This is a genomic window from Methylobacterium sp. E-025 (assembly GCF_022829705.1).
Taxonomy (GTDB): Bacteria; Pseudomonadota; Alphaproteobacteria; order Rhizobiales; family Beijerinckiaceae; genus Methylobacterium.
The window spans coordinates 19,612-38,845 of sequence record NZ_JAKSYR010000136.1 but is presented as its reverse complement, the minus strand read 5'-3'; the positions used below and the strand labels follow the sequence as shown (position 1 = coordinate 38,845).

Here is a 19,234-nt window from a genome sequence, read left to right as displayed (position 1 = left end):
TCCGCCCTGCGGTCTGAGCGCTTTGCTACACACCGCTGCTACACAGGCCGTCCGTGCGGATGGCGGGAGCGCGGTTTGGGTTCGGTCACCAACGTCGTCCAGCGCGGTCGCACCTTCCACTTCCGACGTCGTGTTCCAGCCGACCTGCGACGGCGCCTCGGCCGGCACGAGCTCGTGCGCAGCCTCGGCACGGGTGAGGTCCGTGCTGCCAAGCTCGGAGCCTGTCAGCTATACGTGGCGGCAGAACAGCTGTTCTCGACCTTGCGTGCCGCTCCAATGCTCACTGACGACCAGATCGCCCATCTCGTCCGGGACTTCTACGACACCATCCTAGTGGACGAGAACGCAGGCCGGCTTCGCCGCGGATCGCTACCGAAGGGCGTGCGCGAGGCTCGAGTGACGCAGTACGCGACGATGGCTGCCAAGGGCCGCGAGGCGCTCGCCGCCAATCGCCTCGACGAGGCGGCCTTCGTCGCCGAGATGATGTTGAAGCGTCAAGGGATCGCCATCCGAGACCTGGCTCCGGCGGACGCAGCGAAAGCCAAGCAGGCGATGCTTCGCGCTGGCATCGACCTCTCCGAGGCTCTGAAGGCCCGCTATGAGGGCGACTTCAACTACGAGCCGCGCGACAAACTCCTGAAGGCGACGCTCGCCGAGCCGCCCGCGAAGGTTTGGCCAACGCCCGCGTCAGCGCCGATGGCCGCGACCGCAACTGCTCCTCCGGCGGCATCACCACCACCCGAAAAGGACGAGCTTGCTCCCGCGCCCAATATTCCGTTCGAGGAACGCGGCAAAGCCTTCCGCGATCAACAAGTCCAGACGAAGCGCTGGGATAAACAGACCGCGGCGCAGGCCGGCGCCACCTATCGACTGTTCGTCGATGTGTGCGGCGACAAGCCCCTCGAAGCCTACACACGCAAGGACGCGGGACGTTTCCGCGAGCGCGTCGAGCGCTTGCCCAGCGACTACGGAAAGCACCCGCGCTACCGTGGCCTCAGCGTCGAGGCGATCCTGAGCGCCTACACGGCCCTGCCGGAGGGAACTCGCACTGGGATCATCTCTCAGAAGACCGTCAAACGCCACTTCTCGGCCCTGTCGACCCTCTGGACGGCAGCGGTGGCGGAGGGTGACGCGAGTGAGAACATCTTCTCCGGCCATCGCTTCGCCGCCACCCGCAAGCCAAGCGAGCAGCGGGACATGTGGGAGCAGGCCGACCTCGCACGCCTGTTCGCCACGCCGGTCTGGACCGGCTGCCGATCGGCGACGCAGCGCAGCACGCCCGGCACGCTCGTCCTCCGCGATGAACGTTTCTGGCTGCCGCTGATCGCTGTCTTCTCCGGCCTGCGCCAGGAGGAGATCTGTCAGCTGCAGATCGAGGATGTTCGGCAGGAAAACGAAATCTGGTACTTCGATATCAACGATCGACCACCGCGCAAACTCAAGAACGGTACAGCGATCCGGCGCGTGCCTGTACACTCGGACCTGATAAAGCTGGGGTTCTTGGAGCACGTCGAGCGACTACGCCGCAGCCGCCAGACCCGCGTGTTTCCCGCATTCCGCCCCGGCGGAGCGGACGACCGTCTCGGTCACGCCTTTACCAAGTGGTTCACGCGCTATCGTCGGGACGTCAGCCTCTACCGCCCGGGGCTGAACTTCCACTCCTTCCGGCACACCGCGACGACGCTGATGCATCAGTCCGGTGTGGCCACGGCCGTGATCGATCACGTCACAGGCCACACCACCCCGGGCGAGACGGCCCGGTACACCAAGCGTTCGACGCTCGCGCAGCTGAAGGCAGCGATCGAGACGATCCAGATCGATGTGGATCTCTCCCCACTCAGCACCTGCGTGCTCGACTGAGCCAATCAGCGGGGCACCCAGCCTTACCCGATAAGGGGAGCAATCAACGACGACGCCCACCCGGGAGTGGCGCGGGCGGCGTCGCCCCTTCGGCGGGGGCTACGAACAGCTCACCCAGCGGCACCGCCAGCGCCTCGGCGACCTTATCGAGCAGGTCGACCGTCGGGTTCTCCGCCTGCCGCTCCAGCCCGCCGAGATACGCCCGGTCCACGCCCGCGTCCGCCGCCAACCGCTCCTGGCTCAGGCCCTGCGCCACGCGTACCCGCCGCAGGTTCCACGCCACCAATGCTCGACCCTTCATGAGCCAGGATCAGCGGTCAGCGCGGGCTATCTAACCACTGGCTATAGCCACATGGTACGGCTAAGCTCGCTCCGCGGCGGAGGACCGTAAGAGGCACAGAGTCACGATGCAGGTGTGCATCCATCGCGGCACGCGCGAGATCGGCGGCACCTGCGTCGAGCTGGAGCACGATGGGGGCCGGCTGCTACTCGACCTCGGATTGCCGTTGGACGGGGACCACAGCGACACGAGCCGCCATCCGGCGGTCGAGGGACTTACCGGCAGCGGCGACCTGTTCGCGCTCGTACTCAGCCATGGCCACCGCGATCATGTTGGGCTCAGCCACCTCGCCGGACCGGATCTTCCCGTGGCGATGGGCGCGGCCACCCTGCGCATCCTGCAGGCGGCCGCAGCCTTCGTCCCGGACAGCTATGTCCCTACGAACACCGTCACCTTCACCGACGGGCAGGCGCTCCGCTTCGGCCCGTTCACGGTCACGCCGATCCTCGTCGATCACTCGGCCTACGACGCCTACGCCCTCTTGGTGGAGGCCGCCGGGCAACGGCTGCTGTACTCCGGCGACCTGCGGGCCCACGGCCGCAAGGGCGCGCTGTTCGAGCGCCTCGTGCGCGATCCGCCGCGCGGGATCGACACCCTGCTGCTGGAGGGATCGAGCCTCGGCCGCCTCGAGGACGACCGCACGTTCTCGACCGAGACGGGCATCGAGGCCCGCTTCGTCAGCCTGTCCGGCGACACCGAAGGCATGGCGCTGGTGGCGGCCTCGGCCCAAAACATCAACCGCGTCGTCTCCCTCTACCGCGCCTGCAAGCGCACCGGCCGCACGCTGGTGCTCGACCTCTATGCCGCCGAGATGCTGGCCGCGACCGGCAACTCACGCATCCCGCAATCCGACTGGCCCGGCGTGGCAGTGTTCGTGCCCCAGCACCAGCGCGTGCGGATCAAGCGCACCGGCCGCTTCGACCTGATCGAGCGCCACGGGGCCAACCGCATCTACCCAGAGCAGCTCGCGACGCTCGCCTCGCGGGCCGCCCTGCTGTTCCGGCACTCGCTGCTGCCCGACCTCGACCGAGCCGGGTGCCTCGCGGGTGCACGGGCAATCTGGTCGCAGTGGGCCGGCTACCTCGACCAGCCCCGAGGCCAGGCGCTCGTCACCGATCTGGCTGCCCGCGCCATTCCGCTTATCCACGCCCACACTTCGGGCCACGCCAGCATCCCGGATCTGAAGCGCCTGGCAGGGGCGATCGCGCCGCGGCAGCTCGTTCCGGTCCACACCTTCGAACCCGAGCGCTTCCCGGCGCTGTTCGGATCATGCGTCACAATCAGAGAGGACGGACAATGGTGGGAGACGGCGGCATGAGTAGCGTGGAGACCGCCCCCGGGAGTGGTACGGCAACCGTTCCCTATCGAAGCCTGGGCGAGCCCTTCCTCGCCGCCCTCGAAGCTCTGGTCGACGCACCGAACGGAGCGTGGTGGGCCGACCTGCTCGCCGACCCGGATCTGCTGCTGGCGGTCCGGAACCGGTCGCTCAACGTCTACTACCGCGGCGCCTCGCTCTTCCGGATCACCCCAGCGAGCGAGGGCGTCGCGGCTGAGACGCACGTGAAGTACTTGGTGCGCCAGCGCCAGGCCATGACCCGCCTCGCCGCGGATGCCGGCTTCAGTCTCGATCCGGCTGCTGCGGTCTGGACCCGCTATGAAGGCCCGGCGACGCTGGCCGAGATGAAGCGAGCCGCAACGCCGCTCGCCGGTCTGGAGAAGACCGGTGTGCACACGCTGGTGCAGGCCAGCCCGCACGTCGTCGACGTTGAGGTCTCACTCACCGGGGCACCCCTCGAGACGGCAGCCGAGCCTGATGGAACGCAGGCTGAGGTAGATGCTGCGTTCCACTCCCCTGACGTGAATGCGGTACCCTCCTCGACGAAGCAGGATCGGCTCGACGTGGCGAGCCTGGAGGAGCGGGGCGTGGCCGACGAGGCGTGGCTCGTCTTCCATGAGGCCAAGCTCGCGACAAATCCTGCCCTGCGCTCGAAATCGATCCCAGCCATCGTCGGGCAGGTCGAACGCTACCGTGCCACGCTGAAACATGAGGCCGAGCGCCTCGCCGCGAGCTACCCCGCCCTGTGCCGTGACCTCGTCCGTCTCGACACCTTGCGCCGCACGGTGCGGCTCGCCCGCGGTCTCGACGTGGGAGCGCTGCCGCAGCGCGATCAGCTCGTGGCCGAGGTGGCCTCCGGCCCACGCCGGCTGCGGGTCGACCCCGAGCCGCGCCTCGTCCTGTTCGGCTTCGACGCTGACCAGAGAGACGGCATGGTCGCGACAATCACCGAGAGCCTGAGAAGCCAGCACAACCTGAGGGTCTACGCAGTCGGCCGTCCGGGCAAAGACACGGCCGCCTTCCGGCGCCCGAAGGATCTGCCATCCGAGAAGGCCTGACCCAGGGTGCGACCGCCGGCCGCAGCAGGAATCTGCGGCCGGCGGTAAATTCGCGGGGTGGGCAGCGGGAATACCTATCCTCGGCTCCGCCGGAGCGTCCGCGAGACCCCTTCGTCATGTCCATCCCATCCGCCGCGGTTCGCTCCCCTGCTGATATCCAGCGGGGTGAGCGTCCAACCCCAAGACCGCCGATGACCATCCTCGTCTGTGCGGGCCTCTGCGCTGCTCTCACCCTCGCCGCCGCCACAGCCACCCAGGCCCGCGAGCCCCTACCACAGGGTGAGGTTCGCCTCCCGACGCTGCCCGCCTACAACGGCACCTGGGCAGCCAGCACGGAGGAGTGCCGCAACCTGAGCTTCCTGCACCAGCGCATCACGATCGATGCCAAGCAGGGCTTCATCACGGATAACCGTGCCGGCGACACCGAATGCCGCATCGTCCGACAGAAGCATTACGCGCAAGGGTCCAACATGGACCTGGTCTGCCAGTTCGGGCAGGAGTCGCCGTTCAACTTCCGCACCGACATCTCGCTGCTCCGTACCGGCGCGGGTCGCATGGCCCTTACGAACAGCTTCGTCGACCGCAAGCCGGAGACGCTGGACCTGATCCGCTGCAAGGACAGCGACATACCGACCCGCACCGTCTACCCCTCGGGCCCGGACGGCGCCCTCACGCCCTCCTACGAGCTGCCGCCTCTACGAGAGGGCGAGTTCTACGCCGGTCAAGCCTACCCCGCGAACTACGCCGAGCGCCGCACTGAGCTGCTGGGCGCGAAGGCGAAGCCGGTCCCCCGCGTCGCCAGCGAGACCTGCACCCACGCTTTCTGCAAGCGCTACCCGGAGATCCGCGCCTGCTACGCCGACTACTGCGTCGGCCGCTGGCAGCGCGCGGACGGCGCGACGGTCGACTACGTCGTGAAGCCGGACGACCTCACCGTGCTGAAGACGGTCTGCCGCGACACCTGCGGCGCGGACGAGATCCGGTCGCCCGCCCGCTGACGACCCACGCTCTGGAGAAGGCGACGCCATGCGACCCGACGTCGAGTACGGATCGGAGCGCCGTGACGGCCAGACAGCGACCGAGCCGAGCGTCGGCATCTTCTGGGGCGTGCAGAACGGCGGACGCACGGTGCTGGTCACGGACCGTACGACGCTGGCGCAGGCGGAAACCTACGGCGACTGTCTCACCCACCCGCGCGGGCACCACGAGGTCTGGGAAGCGTGGCGTCGGCTCGGGGCTACGGCCCTGCGCCGCCGCGGTCTGCCGCCAACCATCGCCACTCACGAGTACGAGGCGTTCCCGCGCGGGCGGGTGGTCTACATGCGCGGACCGGCGCTGTTCACCCTCTACGCCGACCGGCGCCTGCAGCGGCCGGCGACGATCAGCGAACTCGTCCGGCTGTTCGGCCTGACCGGCCTGCATCACGCGGTACGTTCGGACGCGCACTACCGCATACTGGCTTGAGCCGGGGATACGCCATGGGCGGCAGCTCGGCCGACATCGAGGCGCTGCTGGTCGACGTCACCGGCCCGGACAACCCGACACCGGGGATGCTGCCGGCGATCTTCCGCGACATCGTCGGGCGCCTCGACGCGGCCGGGCACGTCTACGCCGTCCTTGGGCGCATCGCCCTGACGCTGCACGAGCAGGCCCGCTTCGTCGGCGACATCGAGATCGTGGCGGACCTCGACCTGGTCGGGGGCGGGCACGCGGCAGACCTCGTGCGGGCGACGCGGACCCGGTTCGCCGCGCACATGGACCCGCACCAATGCCGGCGACCCATCGTCCTGACGCTGCGCCCTTGCACGTGCGCGACCGAGACCCGACTGCTGAGGGAGGCGATCACCCGCCCATGGTTCGGCATCCCGGCGCAACTGGCGAGCGCGGAGCACCTGCTCTGGCTCTGGTGCTGCACCGACGACCTCGACAATAGCGTGAACGCCAGCGCGCTGATCGCAGGCGGCACGATCGACCTCAACCGCGCGCAGGGCCTGCTGCGCGAGACGGACAACATCGAGGAGAACGGCCAGCGACGGCTGCGGCTGGCGATCGGGGACGCGGTCCTGTCGACGATGTCCTCGTTCAGCCGGTACATGGCCGAGCGGCGCGCACGGCTCGACCCGAACCACGTGCCGGTCTGGCGGCAACGGCAGACGGAAGCTCCGAACGGCGACGGCCGCTGATAGCCCAACCGTCCGACACACTGCGGCGTGGCATCGCTGCGAAGGGCGACGCGGTCCACGCCTGCATCGCGGCTGTCGCGATCACTAAATCACCGCGAAAATCACTCCAGCCGGCGGTAGACAAGCTGGACCGACAGGACCACTCCCGCCGCCTACGGCACCCTGGCCGGTGGGCGCCGGTGTACCACCGACAGGCAGATTAGTGCCCCTGCCCCACACCTCTGCCCCAGCACTCCTGCTACCACGCCTGTACGGCTTGGGCCCCCTGGAGCCCCATGCCCGGCTGACCTCAGCACCGAGACCACCCGACCCGGACTATCGCCGGTTTCCCGCCGATTCCGGCCCCGCCAAGTCTTTGAAACTCGGCACCCCTCGCCGGCACCGTTCTGCCGACACGCGGCCTTGACCGCAGCCAGCGACCTCCAGCTCAGGCCCGGCAGGACGATGCCCCGGAGAACGGATCATTCAAGGGTGGTACGGTAAGGAAAGCATCGGCAGGCCCTAGAAGATTACACCTTCTTAAAGTATGTTCTTTTTTTGTTCTGATCGGTTCACATGAATGACACCTTGTCCGACCCGACCCTCGCGGATGCGATCGAAGATCTCGACCGCGAGGGTCTGATCAAGCTCGTGCGCGGGCTGATGTCGAGCGGCGTTGCGCTGAGCTTCCACGGCAAGCGCACCGCCATGGAGATCGCCCGACGGGTCCGCCCGCGTGTAACGCGGCGAGAGCCGCGGCTGCATGTGGGCCCCCCGGCGGAACAGGCCCGCAACCTCCTCGTCGAGGGCGAGAACCTGCAGGCGATGGTGACACTGTACAAGTACCGCGGGCAGGTGGACCTGATCCTTACGGACCCGCCATACAACACCGGGCAGTCGTTCCGCTACAATGATAGGTGGGACAAGGACCCGAACGATCCCGACCTAGGTGCTGTGGTGACGCGCGAGGACGGCTCACGCCATACCAAGTGGATCAAGGCGATGATGCCGCGCCTTCAGATGATGAAGGCCATGCTCAAGCCGTCCGGCGTGGTCGCCGTGTGCATCGATGACAACGAGCTCTTCCATCTCGGCATGCTGATGGACGAGGTCTTCGGCGAGGACAACCGCCTGGCGATCATCAACTGGCAAAAGACCACCGTCAAAAACAACACCAAGCACGCCTCACAGACGACCGAGTACGTGCTCGTCTACGCCAAAGATCGTCCGCTCTCGACGACCGGCCTGCTGGAGCGCAGCGAGAAAAACAACGCTCGTTTCCAGAACGGCGACGCGGACGCAAAGGGCGCCTGGAAGCAGGGCGACCTTACCGGGACCGGCGCCGACAGCCATCTCACCGCGCTCTATGCGATCCAGTCCCCGTTCGACGGCAGCCTACAGTATCCCGGCGAGAACCGCTGTTGGGCGTTCGAGAAGGGGCGAATCAAGGCATGGCTCACCGAATGGGGCGGCGAGTACGTCGAGCGCGACCTTAAGGATGGCCGGACCAAAGCCCTGGTTCTGAAGGGCGCCCCACTCCCGGGTGAGCTCGGCCACGGGCCCAACGATTTCGTCCTGGCCGCGACGCGCACCCGCGCGATGGACCGCCTGAACCAGGGCAATTGGCCGAGGCTTTACTTCGGCATGAAGGGCACGGCCAAGCCGATGGCCAAGGTATACCTGTCCGAAATTAAGGCCGGCGTCGTGCCAACCACCTTCTGGGTCGACGAGGAAGATGAGGCTGACGGGCCGGCCGATCCTGTCGAACTCGGCGCGGCGTCCTAGAGCGCCGCCGAGACCGGCCGCAGCCGCGAGGGCCTGGAGGAGCTGGACGAGGCGGTCGGTCCCGGCCACAACTTCGTGACGGTTAAGCCGCTCAAGCTTTTCAGGAAGCTCATCCAGATCTGGTGTCCGCCAAACGGCCTCGTGCTCGATCCCTACGCCGGCTCGGGCACGACCGGCCATGCCGTACTCGACCTGAACAACGCGACCGGCAGCGCGCGCCGGTTCATCCTCGTCGAGCAGGGGGCTCCGGAGAACGGCGACAAGTACGCCCGGACGCTGACGTGGCAGCGGCTCAGCAACGTCGTCACCGGCCATAGGCCCGGGGGGCGCAGGGCCCCACCGGTCCCCGGCGGCTTTGAGTACCGCCTGCTCACCAAGGCGATCGACGCCCGCGCCGTGATGGAGATGAAGCGCGACGAGCTCATCGACGTCGTCATCACCTCGCACTGGGAGACCCACCGCCGGGGCGCGTCGAACCTCCAAAGGTTCGACGAGGAGGGCTACCAGTACCTTATCGGTCGCGACGAGCTCGGCGAGGGCTACTTCTTGATCTGGAACAACGGCGGCCCCGTGGGCTCGCTGGACCTGGACAGCTACAAGCTCGTGTCGGCCGAGGCCCGCAAGGCCGGCCTCAAGCCGCCGTTCCATGTGTACGCCCGCTACGAGACGTTCCAGACCCACAACGTCCGGTTCTGGAAGATCCCGGACCGGATCCTCGCGCACCTCGGCCTCGACGAAGACGCCCGTTACAACGACGGCGGCGAGGAGGCCGCGTGATGGAGCTCTTTCCGTTCCAAGAGGCCGCCGCCACCCGGATCGCCGAAAGGTTCGCGGCCTACGTCGCAGATCCGCTGATGATCGACCGGACCCGGGCGGTGCCGTTCTTCCAGATGCTGGTGTCGATCACCGGAAGCGGCAAGACCTTGGTCCTCGCCGACGCTGTGGCCCAGATGCAGGCGCGTTTACCCCGCCAGCCCATCGTCCTATGGCTCTCGAAAGGACGGGTCGTCGTCTGGCAGACCTACGCCAACTTGGCGGCTGGCAAGTACGCCTCGAACGTCCCAGGCTTCGTGGTCAAGCCACTGCTTGAACTCGCCCCACAGTACATCGAGGACGGCGATACGCCGTTGATGCTCGTAGCCACCGTCGGCAAGTTCGCACGCCAGGACGATCAGGAAGCGGATCGGCGCATCTTCCAGGTCCAGCTCGACCTGGCCAGTGAATCGTTGTGGACGCTGCTCAAGCGGAGGGCTTCCTCGCGGGGGGACCGCCGGCCGCTGATCGTGATCTATGATGAGGGCCAGAACCTCTCGGACCTCCAGACCCAGCGCCTGTTCGAACTGGCCCCGGACGCCCTCATCTCGGCCAGCGCGACCCCCGCGGTCCCGCACGCCCTCGAACGCATCCTCGCCAGGCTGCGCGCCGACAAAGGGTGGGTGGACGCCGACTTCAAGACCGTCGTGTCCAGCTCCGACGTTGTGGCGGCGGCCTTGGTGAAGAGTCGGATCTCCCTCGGCGGGTACGTCACGCCGATGGAGACCGCGGTCACCGCGATGCTCGCCGACATAGCCGATGCCACCGATGCCGCGGCGGCGATCGACGAGCCGTTTCGGCCGAAGGCCATCTACGTCTGCACGACGAACGCGGTGGATGGCGTCCCGATCTCAGAAGACGCCAAGCGGCCTTTCGAGGACCGGCAGGCGCGGCCGATCGTGATCTGGCGCCACCTCGTCGCGTCGGGCGTCGACCCGGCCAAGATCGCCGTCTACTGCCAATTGGCCTTCACCAAGGACACCCCGCCGCCGCCGTCCTTCAACCTGTTCGGCGGCGCTGACCGTGACTACGACCGCTTCGTCGCCGGGGGATTCGAGCACATCGTGTTTAATCTGAGCCTCCAGGAGGGGTGGGACGACCCACACTGCGGGTTCGCCTATATCGACAAAGAGATGGCGTCCGCCCGCCAGATCACCCAGGTCATAGGCCGGGTCCTGCGCCAGCCCGGGGCGACGCACCACGCCGATCCTATCCTGAACACGGCCCATTTCTACATCCGGGCGGACGAGCGGGGCGTGTTCGAGGACATCCTCGACGAGGTGCGAGCGCAGCTCACCTCCGAGCACCCCGCGATTGAACTCAAGGTTCGCCCGGAGAACCGGCGAGCGGACCGGGACCGAGAACCGCCGTCGAGGCCGCGAGCCGTGCCGACGACGTCGATCTATTCCGGGAACGCCCAGACGGCGATCGGCCGGATCGTGGATCGGATGATGGACTTCCGGGCCGGTGGCCCGAACACCGTGGGGCAGGGAGCCAGGATGCAGGTGCTGCAGGAGGTCGGGCACGGGGGCGCCGCCACCTACGAGTGGATCGAGGTCGAGCACAGCAACCGGGTCTCGGCGCGATCCATCTTCCGGCGGGAGCTGCAGCGGCTCTTCCCCGGCGGCCTCAGGCGTGCGGGCGGTCCCGTGAACCTCGTTGACATCGAGCTGCCGAAGTTCGACGCTGCCGTGGAGATCACGAGCCCGGCGGCCGACCACGTACGGGGCGTCGCTGCCGAGGTCGTCGACGCCTACATCGACAACGCCCGGCTTCTCCAGAACGAGGACGACCCGCCGTACTCCGTCGGGCCGGTGACAATCGACCCCAGCGACGCAGTCCCCTTCGCCAACGCGCTGCACCCACGCTACAGTGGCCTGAATAGCTTCGAACTAGACTTCGCCCGTGCCCTCGACCGGACGCAGCGGGTGTGGTGCCGCAACTCGGTGGGATCCGGCTACTTTATCCCCATGCTGGACCGAGGATCCACGGCAACGTTCTGGCCGGACTTCCTAGTCTGGGTAGACCGGACGGTTGTCGCCATCGACACCAAGGGCAAGCACGTGCTGTCGGAGGACGTCCGCCGCAAGCTGTTCGACATCAACGGGACCGGCGAGCGTCCGCGCGTCGTCCTGCGTCTCGTCTCGCAGGGGACCTGGAGCATTTCGGCTGCCGGCCAGGTTAGTCAACAGGGCAAAGTTGGGTACACTGTGTGGCGATGGGCGAACGGGCGGTTGAACGCGACCTTGTGCCCCGACCTGCGGGCCGCCTGCGAAGCAACTCTTACGATATAGCGCTGAGCTCGACCCTCTCGGCAAAGACAAGTACCAGCGATCAACGACGGCGACGCTCGACCGGACTGAATCGTGAGTGCTCTCAAGACCCGTATAGCGCTAGACAAATAGAGTCTGCTAATGAGCGCAGAAACAACCTCTGCCTATGGCGGATCCCAGGAGCAAAGTTCGACCGGCGGCCGTCAACCTCTTCGGCCTACTCGCCGACAATCCAAACCAGGCCATCCGCCCGAAAAATCCGCGTATAGTCACAAGCCGTGGCTCTGCGCCTGAATAAGTCATTGGTCGGACTTCGTAATTCCGGCCCACCCACACGCCCACCTGCCCCGTTCCGAACAAGGCAGGTGGCGACCGGCGGAGCGGTTCTCTCGACGACGTTCTCGTTCAGCCGATTTCCGACGGCGCGACGTGTCCGGCTCGATTAGAGTCTTTTGCTAGTCTGGCGTCTATAACCGGCGAAGATCGCGAGACGATGCCCCGGAGACTCGCCTACCCGCCTCGGCGAGCCGCCGCTCTCTAGCCAGTGCAGGACGAGATAATCGAAGGTGACCCACTCCCGACGGAGGTATCCAGCTCTGTCGGATCGCCAACTCTCAGGGATGAACGCGTCGGATCGCGGACTGGAACTCCGGGTCTTGGACGAAGTCGCGGAGATCGTTGTCCGCAGGATCGCCGGGAATATCCGGGTCGAGCAACGTTCCCAGCAAGTTCCGGATAGGGGTCGCCGGATCCGGGGCCAACATTACGACGCGTTGGACCGACGACAGGGCGACGTCTCGCGCCACGCGCATTTCCTCTGCGCCGGCGCCATGCTCAGAGAACCAACGATGCATCTGTCCATAGGCGCATGCCCGCCAGAGATGGACCATCGCGTCCTGATCGGTGCGGGAATCGGTCGCTAGGGCATCGGCGAGGACGCGGGCGCGCGTGAAGCCGTCCGGCGCCGGCAGATATAGCGAGAGGAGAAGTTCCTGGCGCCGGACGCGCAGGTCGTCAGGCGCCTTAGCCCTCGCCTCGGCTAAGGTTTCGGACGCTCCCCGGAGGTCGCCCCGCAACATGCGGACCTCCGCGAGGCGCCGCAGGATACGGACGTCGTCGGGCGCTAGGGCGTTCGCCCGTCGGAGTGCGGTCTCAGCCGCCTCGTAGTTCCGTGCCCGGGCCTGCGCCGCCCCCCAGGCCGCAAACTCGTCCGCGGAGACGAGCTCGTCGAAGCCGTACCTTAGCACCGCGGCATCATCCGCTACTGGCGCCGCTGCCCCAAGCGGTGTTCCGATCCGAGCGCCAGCGGCAGAGCCCAAGGCTCGCGCCTCCGCGGCGATGCCGGCGTCGTTGGCCGCAGCGACCGTCTCAGCGGGCAGCCCGGCGCGCTGGATGCCTTCGGTCATGAAGAGCGTGAGCGTGATGCGCGTCCTCGCCTGGAGGTAGAGGAATATGAAGCCAAGTAGAAAGGCGGCCAGCCCCACGGACAGCACGACCAACTCGGCGCCGGGGCAACCCGATAGGGCCTTCTCCGCGACGTAGGCGGCAGCCCCCTTGGCCGTGTCGGCAACCTGCCCAGCGTGCACAAGGCCGAGCCCAACTAGAATCTTGGTGACCCAGTCAGAGATTTCCTCCAGATTCGAATTGCCCTGGAGGGGCCTGAAGCCGGCGACGGGGGCGGCGTTCGGCGGAGTGGCCGCAGGACCTGCGGCGTCGGCCGGGCGGCGTGTAGAGAGGGACGCGAGTTGCCCGTCCCCGGTCAGTAGGCGGGGGATCCCGAAAAGGAAACCGGCCAGCCCCCCGAGTAGGGCGCTGGCTAACGCAATCCCTCCTAGCACGCCAGCGCCGGCCGCCATCGAGCCGCTCGCGGGCGTTGCCCCCCAGACATAGCCGGCGATCACGACGATCAAGGCGACGACCGTCGCGCCCGCTGCCCGATCGGCCCAGGAAAGGTTGCGTCTTAGCTCCCCTCCCCCGTCGCGCGCGACCGTTCCTACCTTCTCGCCCGGCAAACTCAGGCCCTCCTTGTGGGGGCGATGCCAACCGCCGGGGCTGCCCGGCCCGGGAACATCACCGCGGCTGCCACCCCGTTCCTGCCGTTGCCGTGCATCTCGACGACCTGCATCGGCGGGAGATCCCGGTCACGCGCGACGCGCGCGAACTTCTCCGCGAGATGGCGCGCGAGCAGACGGCTTGACGTGGTGACGACGAGCCGAAGATGGCCGTTACCGGACAGGGTGACCGCGCGCAGGACATCCAGCAGCCCGACGCGATTCAGGTCGTCCATGTGTGTAACCGGCTCGTCGAGGAAGAAGGTCCCCCCGAGGCTCCGGGCCCGGGCGATGAAGAGCGACAACGCAAGATCCTGACGCTGTCCCTGGCTGAAGTCGCGCATCGGGTCCAGGGTCGCTTCTCCCGCGCCAGCGCACCATCTCAGAAAATCGGCTCCCTCCCCGAACTCGATGCGGTCGATCAGCCGGTTCGCGTGCATGCGCGCGAACAGCGGGTTGACGACCGCCGAAAGTTGGACAACGCGCTGGCGCGCCGCTTCCGCGGCATGGCGCTCGAACGCCTCGGCGCCGCGCATGGCGGCGGCCCGACCGCCCCGGATCAGTTCGAGACGACCCCGCTCGCGCGTCAACCTGGCCCTGAGCTGCCGCACGCGCTCGCGGTCGACCTCTGTCGCGAGGGCGGCCTTCGCCGCGCCGAGATGCGCCTCAGCCCGCGTTAGGACCGCGTCGACATGCTTAAGGACCTCGCGAGCCTCGTCGCGGGCCCGTACACCCATCCGCGCATCACCCGCGACGACGGCCCACGCTCGCGCGAGGCTGTCGTGAAGCGCCCGAAGGTGGGTAAGCCGCCCGCGCAACGCCTCAAGTTCGGCCTGCGCGGCCTCAACTCGGGCCTGTGCCGCCCCGGAGTCTTCCGCCGCCGCGGCCGCCGCCGCCTGCGTGGCCTGCCTCTCCCGGGAGACGGACGCCAGTTCCGCCTCTAAAACCGATGAGAAACGGGCCGTCGCCAGCCGGAGTGGGGTATCGTCCGGGAGCGCCAGGCGGAAGCGGGCCGTGCGCGGGCCCAGTTCGTCCTCTAGCGCCTGCAGAGCCTCTACGGCTTCGACGCGCCGGCGGAGGCGGGACAGGGCCCCGGGTAGGTCCGTGACCGTCGTGGCGAGACCGACGTGCCGGACCCGACGGGCAAAATCGGCCCTGACCTGCGTGTCCTGCGCCCGCGAGCGGCGAAGCGTATCGACCTTGCCCCTTGATCGTGTCGCCTCAGCGACCGCGGCCCCGGCTTGCCGGACGCGGCGTTCGCCGTCCGCGACCTCCCGCTCTAGGCCCTCCACGAGTGATGAGCCGCCGAGCATCGCCTCGACGGAGGCCCGCAGCCTTTCGTGCGTCCGCCAATCGTGGCCGCAGACCGGGCAATCGGCATCCGCGTGGCGATGGTCGAGGAACGCTAGCGCCTCGGCACGCAGCCGTTGCAGCGGCTGGCCGATCTCGGCCAGCCTACGCCGGGCCGCCTCTAGGCTGCCGGACGCAGCCGCGAGTTCCCCTTCCCGCCGCCGTACTTCCCCCTCGTCAGGCAGCGAGGCAAGTAACCGGGATAACCTGTCATCCACGTTGGCGATGCGTCGTTCGAGTTCCGGCATCCCGATGGCGAGCTGCCCAAGCGCGGCCAGCTCGGTGGCGCGCTCGTGCCGCAACGCGACGGACATCCTGGCCTCGGGAAGGCGCCGGAGGGCGGCGAAGGTGGCATCGGGGGCGAGGCCCGCGGCAGCGCCAGCGGCTGTAACCTCCGGCAGCCGTGGGGTAACGGCGCTACGGAACCTAACCGACTCTGCACGGCGGCGGTCGATGTCCTCGAATGCCTCGCTCGTGGCTCGCGCCCGGGCAGCGAGTCCCGACGCGCGTACCCTGGCCACGCCGAGCGCCGTAGACAAGCGGCCTTCCTCCACAAGGCCGTCCGCGAGTTCCCGGCTGGTCGCCCGCCGTGATGCCCAGCCCTCGTCCACCGCCGCCATGGCTGATATCGATGCAGCGTGGGCTTGCCGCCGCCGCCAAATCTCGGCGGCTAGAGCCTCCACCCGCCGTGGGCCTGGTGATCCGGCATTCATGCCAAGAAGCCGTTCGCCTGAATGGGTTTCCTCGTCGCTGGGACGCGGGCCCGAGCGCTGGAGTGTTCTCACGGCTGCAGCGAACTCCTTCCTCGCATCGTCCACAGCCTGGGATAGCGCGTTCTCGTCCGGGAGTAAGGCGTCCGCGTAACGCCTTAGCCGGCCGGAGGAATCATGCTCCTCCCGGATGTCGAGCAAGTCGGCGAAGATCTCTTTCCGGCGACCGAGCGTCTCCGGGTCGGTGTCGAGCAGCGTGGCGAGTTCCTCCGCGGTTAGGATGTGGGTCGCCCGGAGGAACTGCTGACGCCTCCGGATCGCCGTGGCGTGATGGGGCTCCCATCCTGCGTCCTGCCGGAACGGCGCAGTAAGCGTGGCAAGCAGGGCGCCGGGTTGTACCGGGCGTGCTTGGTCCCGTGTCGCGCCGAGCCGCGCGCCGTTCCTGTCCCTCCGCAGGTACAGAGGGCGGCCGTCCAATTCCAACTCCGCCTCGACGGTAGGCTCGGTTTCAGGCGCGAACTTTGATACCAGAAGGGCGGAATCGAAAGCGTTGCCTGTGCAGAGGCGGTGGACTTGCCCGGTCAGCAGCCACTCCGTTGCGTCGCACAAGGTGGTCTTACCGGTCCCGTTGGCGGCGTAGATGACCGTCAGAGCCGGTCGCAGGTCGAGCTCGACCGAGCCGGTGATGCCGCGGAACGCATCGACGTGCAGGCGATTGATCCGCAATCCACTCACAGCTCGACTTTGCTCCTTTCTTCCGCGGCGATGGCGAGGTGCCCGTGCTCGGCGATGCGACGCCACAGGGCCTCCGCCTCCGCGTCGAGGACGGGTCGCGCCTGCCTGCGCACGCGGGCGGCCTCTCGAGGCAGGCCGAGCACGCCAACGGCGGCTAACCCTCGCCAGCCGATTTCGCATTCATCGGGCCAGATCACGTGCTTCCGACAGACCTGTGTGGACAATTCCAGGGCCCGGACGAGTTCCGGCTCGGGGGCGGAGGCCAACGCCAGCACTAGGTAGCCATCGATCGGGGTCTGTCCATCCTCGTCCGCCTTCAGCAAGGCGTCGAGCCAAGCCTGCCCGGCCCTCGCGGCCTCGGCGAGCCCGGCCTCAGCGACGGGCCAAAACAGCAGCCCGGCATAGGTGCCGACCCAGAACGCGGCTTCCTCGGGAGGATCGACCGCCCCCGTGTAACCGGCGGGAAGCTGCTCTACCCGGGAAAGGCCGACCTGGTCGGAGAGCATGTCGAGGGTCGCATAAGGCCAATCGGGCATCACGCCGCCTCCCGGTCCGCCGCGGCTAGAAGATCGAGTAGCGCCGCAGCGGCATCCGCAGCGGGTACGGACCCGTCCATGTAGATGTCCGCCACGCGCTGAAGCCCGACGCAGGTCACGGCCCGCTGCGTGCGTGGCAAGGAGATGTCGCCGGGCTCAGCCGGCGGTTCAGTCAAGTCCGAGCGCCTATCGCCCGTCACCGGGCCCTCCGGCAAGTTCTGGCGCCGGCCTGTGCCCACCACGATGAGATGCGGATGCGCGGTCGGTGTCCTAGCCCACGCCTCAAGGAGCCGCAGCATCTCCTGCCCGTTACGCACGGGGTCTCGCCAGACGAGGACGTGCGTGCCCGACCCAGAAAGCCGAAGCTGGCCATGACGGTCCTCAGCGCCGTGCCATTCGATGCCAGCGACGCCCGCCAACGCGGCCAGGCCGTGTAGGGCCTCGCCCAGGATCTCTAAATGAGGTTCGAGCTTATCCGGGTTGATCCGCGTCCCGGCGGTACCGCTCAGCAGCGAGGACAACAGACTCGCCGCGACTGGGTGCGCTGTGCTCGCGAGATGATGCCTCACGGCTTCGAGTCCCTTGGGAAGCCGGGCGTTCCAGCCCGGCCCGAGGGGCAGCCGGCGGGTCAGGCGGTCAAGCTCGTGCGCCTCCGCGATCTCGTCGACATCCAGTCTGGTCCCGAGCCCCTCGCCGGTCAGCGGCACCGTACACTCGATCTTCCATAGGTCCAGTGCGGTAGCGGGTCCGGGGGCATGGAAGCTTAGCGGCCCTGCTGCGACTCGGGGACCGCTGCCCCGGACCAGTACGCCCTCCACTGTCCCCGGCACCGAGACCGGACGACCGCCTCCTGAAGCCCGCAGGCCGCGCGGGAAGATGGAGAACGGGCCGAAAGCGCCGCTGAGGGACCGCCAGCGGTCCACCTCCTCCTCGGAATGGCACGGGCAGCATGCCTGGTTGCACGTCACGAAACTGACGCGGCGCGTCGCCGAGATGTCGTTGACGAACCGGTCTATGGCCCGGCGCCAGTTCATGTTAGCTGGCGCTTCCTGAAGCAAGCTGGCGGTGACCAAGACGGGATGGGCGTCCCGCGCGTCAGCTTCGAGCGCGGCCCTGATGCGCTCCCTCGTCGTTGGGGCGCCCGGCGCCTCCGTCTGCACGGCCTCCGCGCATATCAACGGGAACAGGTCGAGGTCGGCCAAGCGCAGCCGCAGCAGCGACATCCCACGCCGCATGTGCGGCATCTGCCTTTCGTGGGCCTGCTCCAGGAATGTCTTGAGGAAGACGATGCAGGCCGTTCCCTCGCCGGGGCGATGGACCCAGCACCATCCGGCCCCGTACCTGTTGTCGTTACCCAGGGGGCCGACGCCCTCGCGGTCCCAGGCCGGATAACGCCCTTCTCCGCCGTCGAGCCAAGCCTCGATGCCTCCCCCGTTCGCGACGCCGAAACCGGCGACGAGGATCAGGGTGCGGGGGCAGGACCGGACCGCCGCGTCGACGGCATCCCAATCCTGCGAGCCAAGCGCGTATTCGGGGGCAAGGACGAGCGTCGGAAATCGACCGGGCAAAAGATGGTCTAGTGCGGTGCCGTTCCCTGGCGGAATACGCGCGAACAACTGCGTAAGGGCCGCTACGACGGACGGTCGCGAAGCATCCCGCTCGATGACGCCTATCTCCACCTGGTGAGATTGGACCAGGCAAAGCTGCACCTCGCGATGCTGCAGCAGACCAAAACCGATGTCGAACGTCGCGATGCTGCCTTCATGACTGACTCTGATTGGGAGCGGCATGCGTGCGATGTCGGGAATCCGTTGGGCCATGGGCAGGACGGCCTTGCGCCCACGTCAGTCGTTCACGGTACAGCACCCAGCAATCACAAGGGATAGTGCGCAAGCGCTATCCACCACCAAGATTGCCGAGACGAAGCGAAGGACGAGTTCCACCTCGCGGCGGCCTCCCAGAATCTGCCGAATCTAGCTAAGCTGATCTTGGTGCCGTAGCCGAGCTTGGCCTTATCGGCCGGCCCCTCATCAAGGCAGACTGCTCGTCCGCCCGGCGCCTCATCTATGACGATCGCAAGTTTTTCAACGCAATCGGCGTATCTTGAAAGGGGCGACGGCGCTTTGACGCACAGCAGCAAGTGCACCACGAGTGTCGAGCCCACTATCTTCGCGAAAACATCAGCCAGACCGGAGGAGCTGCACACCACCCACCCACGCAGCCGG

General features: G+C 67.6%; 15 protein-coding genes. 9 read left to right on the top strand and 6 right to left on the bottom strand.

Going from position 1 to position 19,234, the window contains the following annotated elements; translation table 11 throughout:
• The first annotated feature begins 75 nt into the window (after nucleotides 1-75).
• Nucleotides 76-1,860 carry a site-specific integrase gene (locus tag MKK64_RS20010; protein ID WP_243936677.1) on the top strand — a complete coding sequence of 595 codons (1,785 nt, stop codon included), beginning with the start codon at nucleotides 76-78 and terminating at the stop codon, nucleotides 1,858-1,860.
• 43 nt (nucleotides 1,861-1,903) lie between these two features.
• Here the strand turns inward: MKK64_RS20010 and MKK64_RS20005 are convergent, their stop codons facing one another.
• Nucleotides 1,904-2,161: a helix-turn-helix domain-containing protein gene (locus MKK64_RS20005; protein ID WP_243936676.1), complete on the bottom strand. Its 258-nt coding sequence runs from the start codon at nucleotides 2,159-2,161 to the stop codon at nucleotides 1,904-1,906.
• Nucleotides 2,162-2,267: 106 nt separating this feature from the next.
• Between MKK64_RS20005 and MKK64_RS20000 the strand changes: the two genes are divergently transcribed.
• From MKK64_RS20000 to MKK64_RS19965, 8 genes are all read left to right on the top strand, one after another.
• Nucleotides 2,268-3,518, top strand: a complete 1,251-nt coding sequence (locus MKK64_RS20000; protein ID WP_243936675.1) for an MBL fold metallo-hydrolase — start codon at nucleotides 2,268-2,270, stop codon at nucleotides 3,516-3,518.
• A complete protein-coding gene (locus tag MKK64_RS19995; RefSeq protein WP_243936707.1) occupies nucleotides 3,515-4,594 on the top strand; it encodes a hypothetical protein in 1,080 nt (359 codons plus the stop codon). Before MKK64_RS20000 ends, MKK64_RS19995 begins: the two co-directional genes overlap by 4 nt.
• A gap of 191 nt (nucleotides 4,595-4,785) precedes the next feature.
• Complete coding sequence (locus tag MKK64_RS19990; protein ID WP_243936674.1) at nucleotides 4,786-5,592, top strand: hypothetical protein; 807 nt, start codon at nucleotides 4,786-4,788, stop codon at nucleotides 5,590-5,592.
• Nucleotides 5,593-5,620: 28 nt separating this feature from the next.
• Nucleotides 5,621-6,058 carry a hypothetical protein gene (locus tag MKK64_RS19985; protein ID WP_243936673.1) on the top strand — a complete coding sequence of 146 codons (438 nt, stop codon included), beginning with the start codon at nucleotides 5,621-5,623 and terminating at the stop codon, nucleotides 6,056-6,058.
• A 14-nt stretch (nucleotides 6,059-6,072) separates the two neighbouring features.
• Nucleotides 6,073-6,777 (top strand): hypothetical protein, encoded by a 705-nt coding sequence (locus MKK64_RS19980; RefSeq protein ID WP_243936672.1) that lies wholly within the window; start codon nucleotides 6,073-6,075, stop codon nucleotides 6,775-6,777.
• A gap of 555 nt (nucleotides 6,778-7,332) precedes the next feature.
• Nucleotides 7,333-8,541 (top strand): site-specific DNA-methyltransferase, encoded by a 1,209-nt coding sequence (locus MKK64_RS19975; RefSeq protein ID WP_243936671.1) that lies wholly within the window; start codon nucleotides 7,333-7,335, stop codon nucleotides 8,539-8,541.
• A gap of 75 nt (nucleotides 8,542-8,616) precedes the next feature.
• A complete protein-coding gene (locus MKK64_RS19970; protein WP_243936669.1) occupies nucleotides 8,617-9,318 on the top strand; it encodes a DNA methyltransferase in 702 nt (233 codons plus the stop codon).
• Nucleotides 9,318-11,648, top strand: a complete 2,331-nt coding sequence (locus MKK64_RS19965) for a hypothetical protein (RefSeq protein ID WP_243936667.1) — start codon at nucleotides 9,318-9,320, stop codon at nucleotides 11,646-11,648. The genes MKK64_RS19970 and MKK64_RS19965 overlap by 1 nt, the downstream gene beginning before the upstream one ends.
• A 196-nt stretch (nucleotides 11,649-11,844) precedes the next feature.
• Here MKK64_RS19965 and MKK64_RS28455 read toward each other — a convergent pair whose 3' ends face one another.
• The 5 genes from MKK64_RS28455 to MKK64_RS19945 all read right to left on the bottom strand — a co-directional run bounded on the left by MKK64_RS28455 (nucleotide 11,845) and on the right by MKK64_RS19945 (nucleotide 18,829).
• A complete protein-coding gene (locus tag MKK64_RS28455) occupies nucleotides 11,845-11,961 on the bottom strand; it encodes a hypothetical protein (RefSeq protein ID WP_409567983.1) in 117 nt (38 codons plus the stop codon).
• Between the two features lie 280 nt (nucleotides 11,962-12,241).
• On the bottom strand, nucleotides 12,242-13,639 hold the full coding sequence (locus MKK64_RS19960) for a tetratricopeptide repeat protein (RefSeq protein WP_243936665.1): 1,398 nt from the start codon (nucleotides 13,637-13,639) through the stop codon (nucleotides 12,242-12,244).
• Nucleotides 13,640-13,641: 2 nt separating this feature from the next.
• Complete coding sequence (locus MKK64_RS19955) at nucleotides 13,642-16,464, bottom strand: AAA family ATPase (RefSeq protein WP_243936663.1); 2,823 nt, start codon at nucleotides 16,462-16,464, stop codon at nucleotides 13,642-13,644.
• A 5-nt stretch (nucleotides 16,465-16,469) separates the two neighbouring features.
• Nucleotides 16,470-17,009, bottom strand: a complete 540-nt coding sequence (locus tag MKK64_RS19950) for a hypothetical protein (RefSeq protein ID WP_243936661.1) — start codon at nucleotides 17,007-17,009, stop codon at nucleotides 16,470-16,472.
• Nucleotides 17,009-18,829 (bottom strand): ABC-three component system protein, encoded by a 1,821-nt coding sequence (locus MKK64_RS19945; protein WP_243936659.1) that lies wholly within the window; start codon nucleotides 18,827-18,829, stop codon nucleotides 17,009-17,011. The genes MKK64_RS19950 and MKK64_RS19945 overlap by 1 nt, the downstream gene beginning before the upstream one ends.
• Between the last annotated feature and the right edge of the window lie 405 nt (nucleotides 18,830-19,234).

Bases quoted from the DNA above. Each gene is read 5' to 3' on its own strand.
- MKK64_RS20005 (WP_243936676.1), bottom strand. From the start codon at position 2,161: ATGAAGGGTCGAGCATTGGTGGCGTGGAACCTGCGGCGGGTACGCGTG.
- MKK64_RS20000 (WP_243936675.1), top strand. From the start codon at position 2,268: ATGCAGGTGTGCATCCATCGCGGCACGCGCGAGATCGGCGGCACCTGC.
- MKK64_RS19995 (WP_243936707.1), top strand. From the start codon at position 3,515: ATGAGTAGCGTGGAGACCGCCCCCGGGAGTGGTACGGCAACCGTTCCC.
- MKK64_RS19990 (WP_243936674.1), top strand. From the start codon at position 4,786: ATGACCATCCTCGTCTGTGCGGGCCTCTGCGCTGCTCTCACCCTCGCC.
- MKK64_RS19985 (WP_243936673.1), top strand. From the start codon at position 5,621: ATGCGACCCGACGTCGAGTACGGATCGGAGCGCCGTGACGGCCAGACA.
- MKK64_RS19980 (WP_243936672.1), top strand. From the start codon at position 6,073: ATGGGCGGCAGCTCGGCCGACATCGAGGCGCTGCTGGTCGACGTCACC.
- MKK64_RS19975 (WP_243936671.1), top strand. From the start codon at position 7,333: ATGAATGACACCTTGTCCGACCCGACCCTCGCGGATGCGATCGAAGAT.
- MKK64_RS19965 (WP_243936667.1), top strand. From the start codon at position 9,318: ATGGAGCTCTTTCCGTTCCAAGAGGCCGCCGCCACCCGGATCGCCGAA.
- MKK64_RS19950 (WP_243936661.1), bottom strand. From the start codon at position 17,009: ATGCCCGATTGGCCTTATGCGACCCTCGACATGCTCTCCGACCAGGTC.
- MKK64_RS19945 (WP_243936659.1), bottom strand. From the start codon at position 18,829: ATGGCCCAACGGATTCCCGACATCGCACGCATGCCGCTCCCAATCAGA.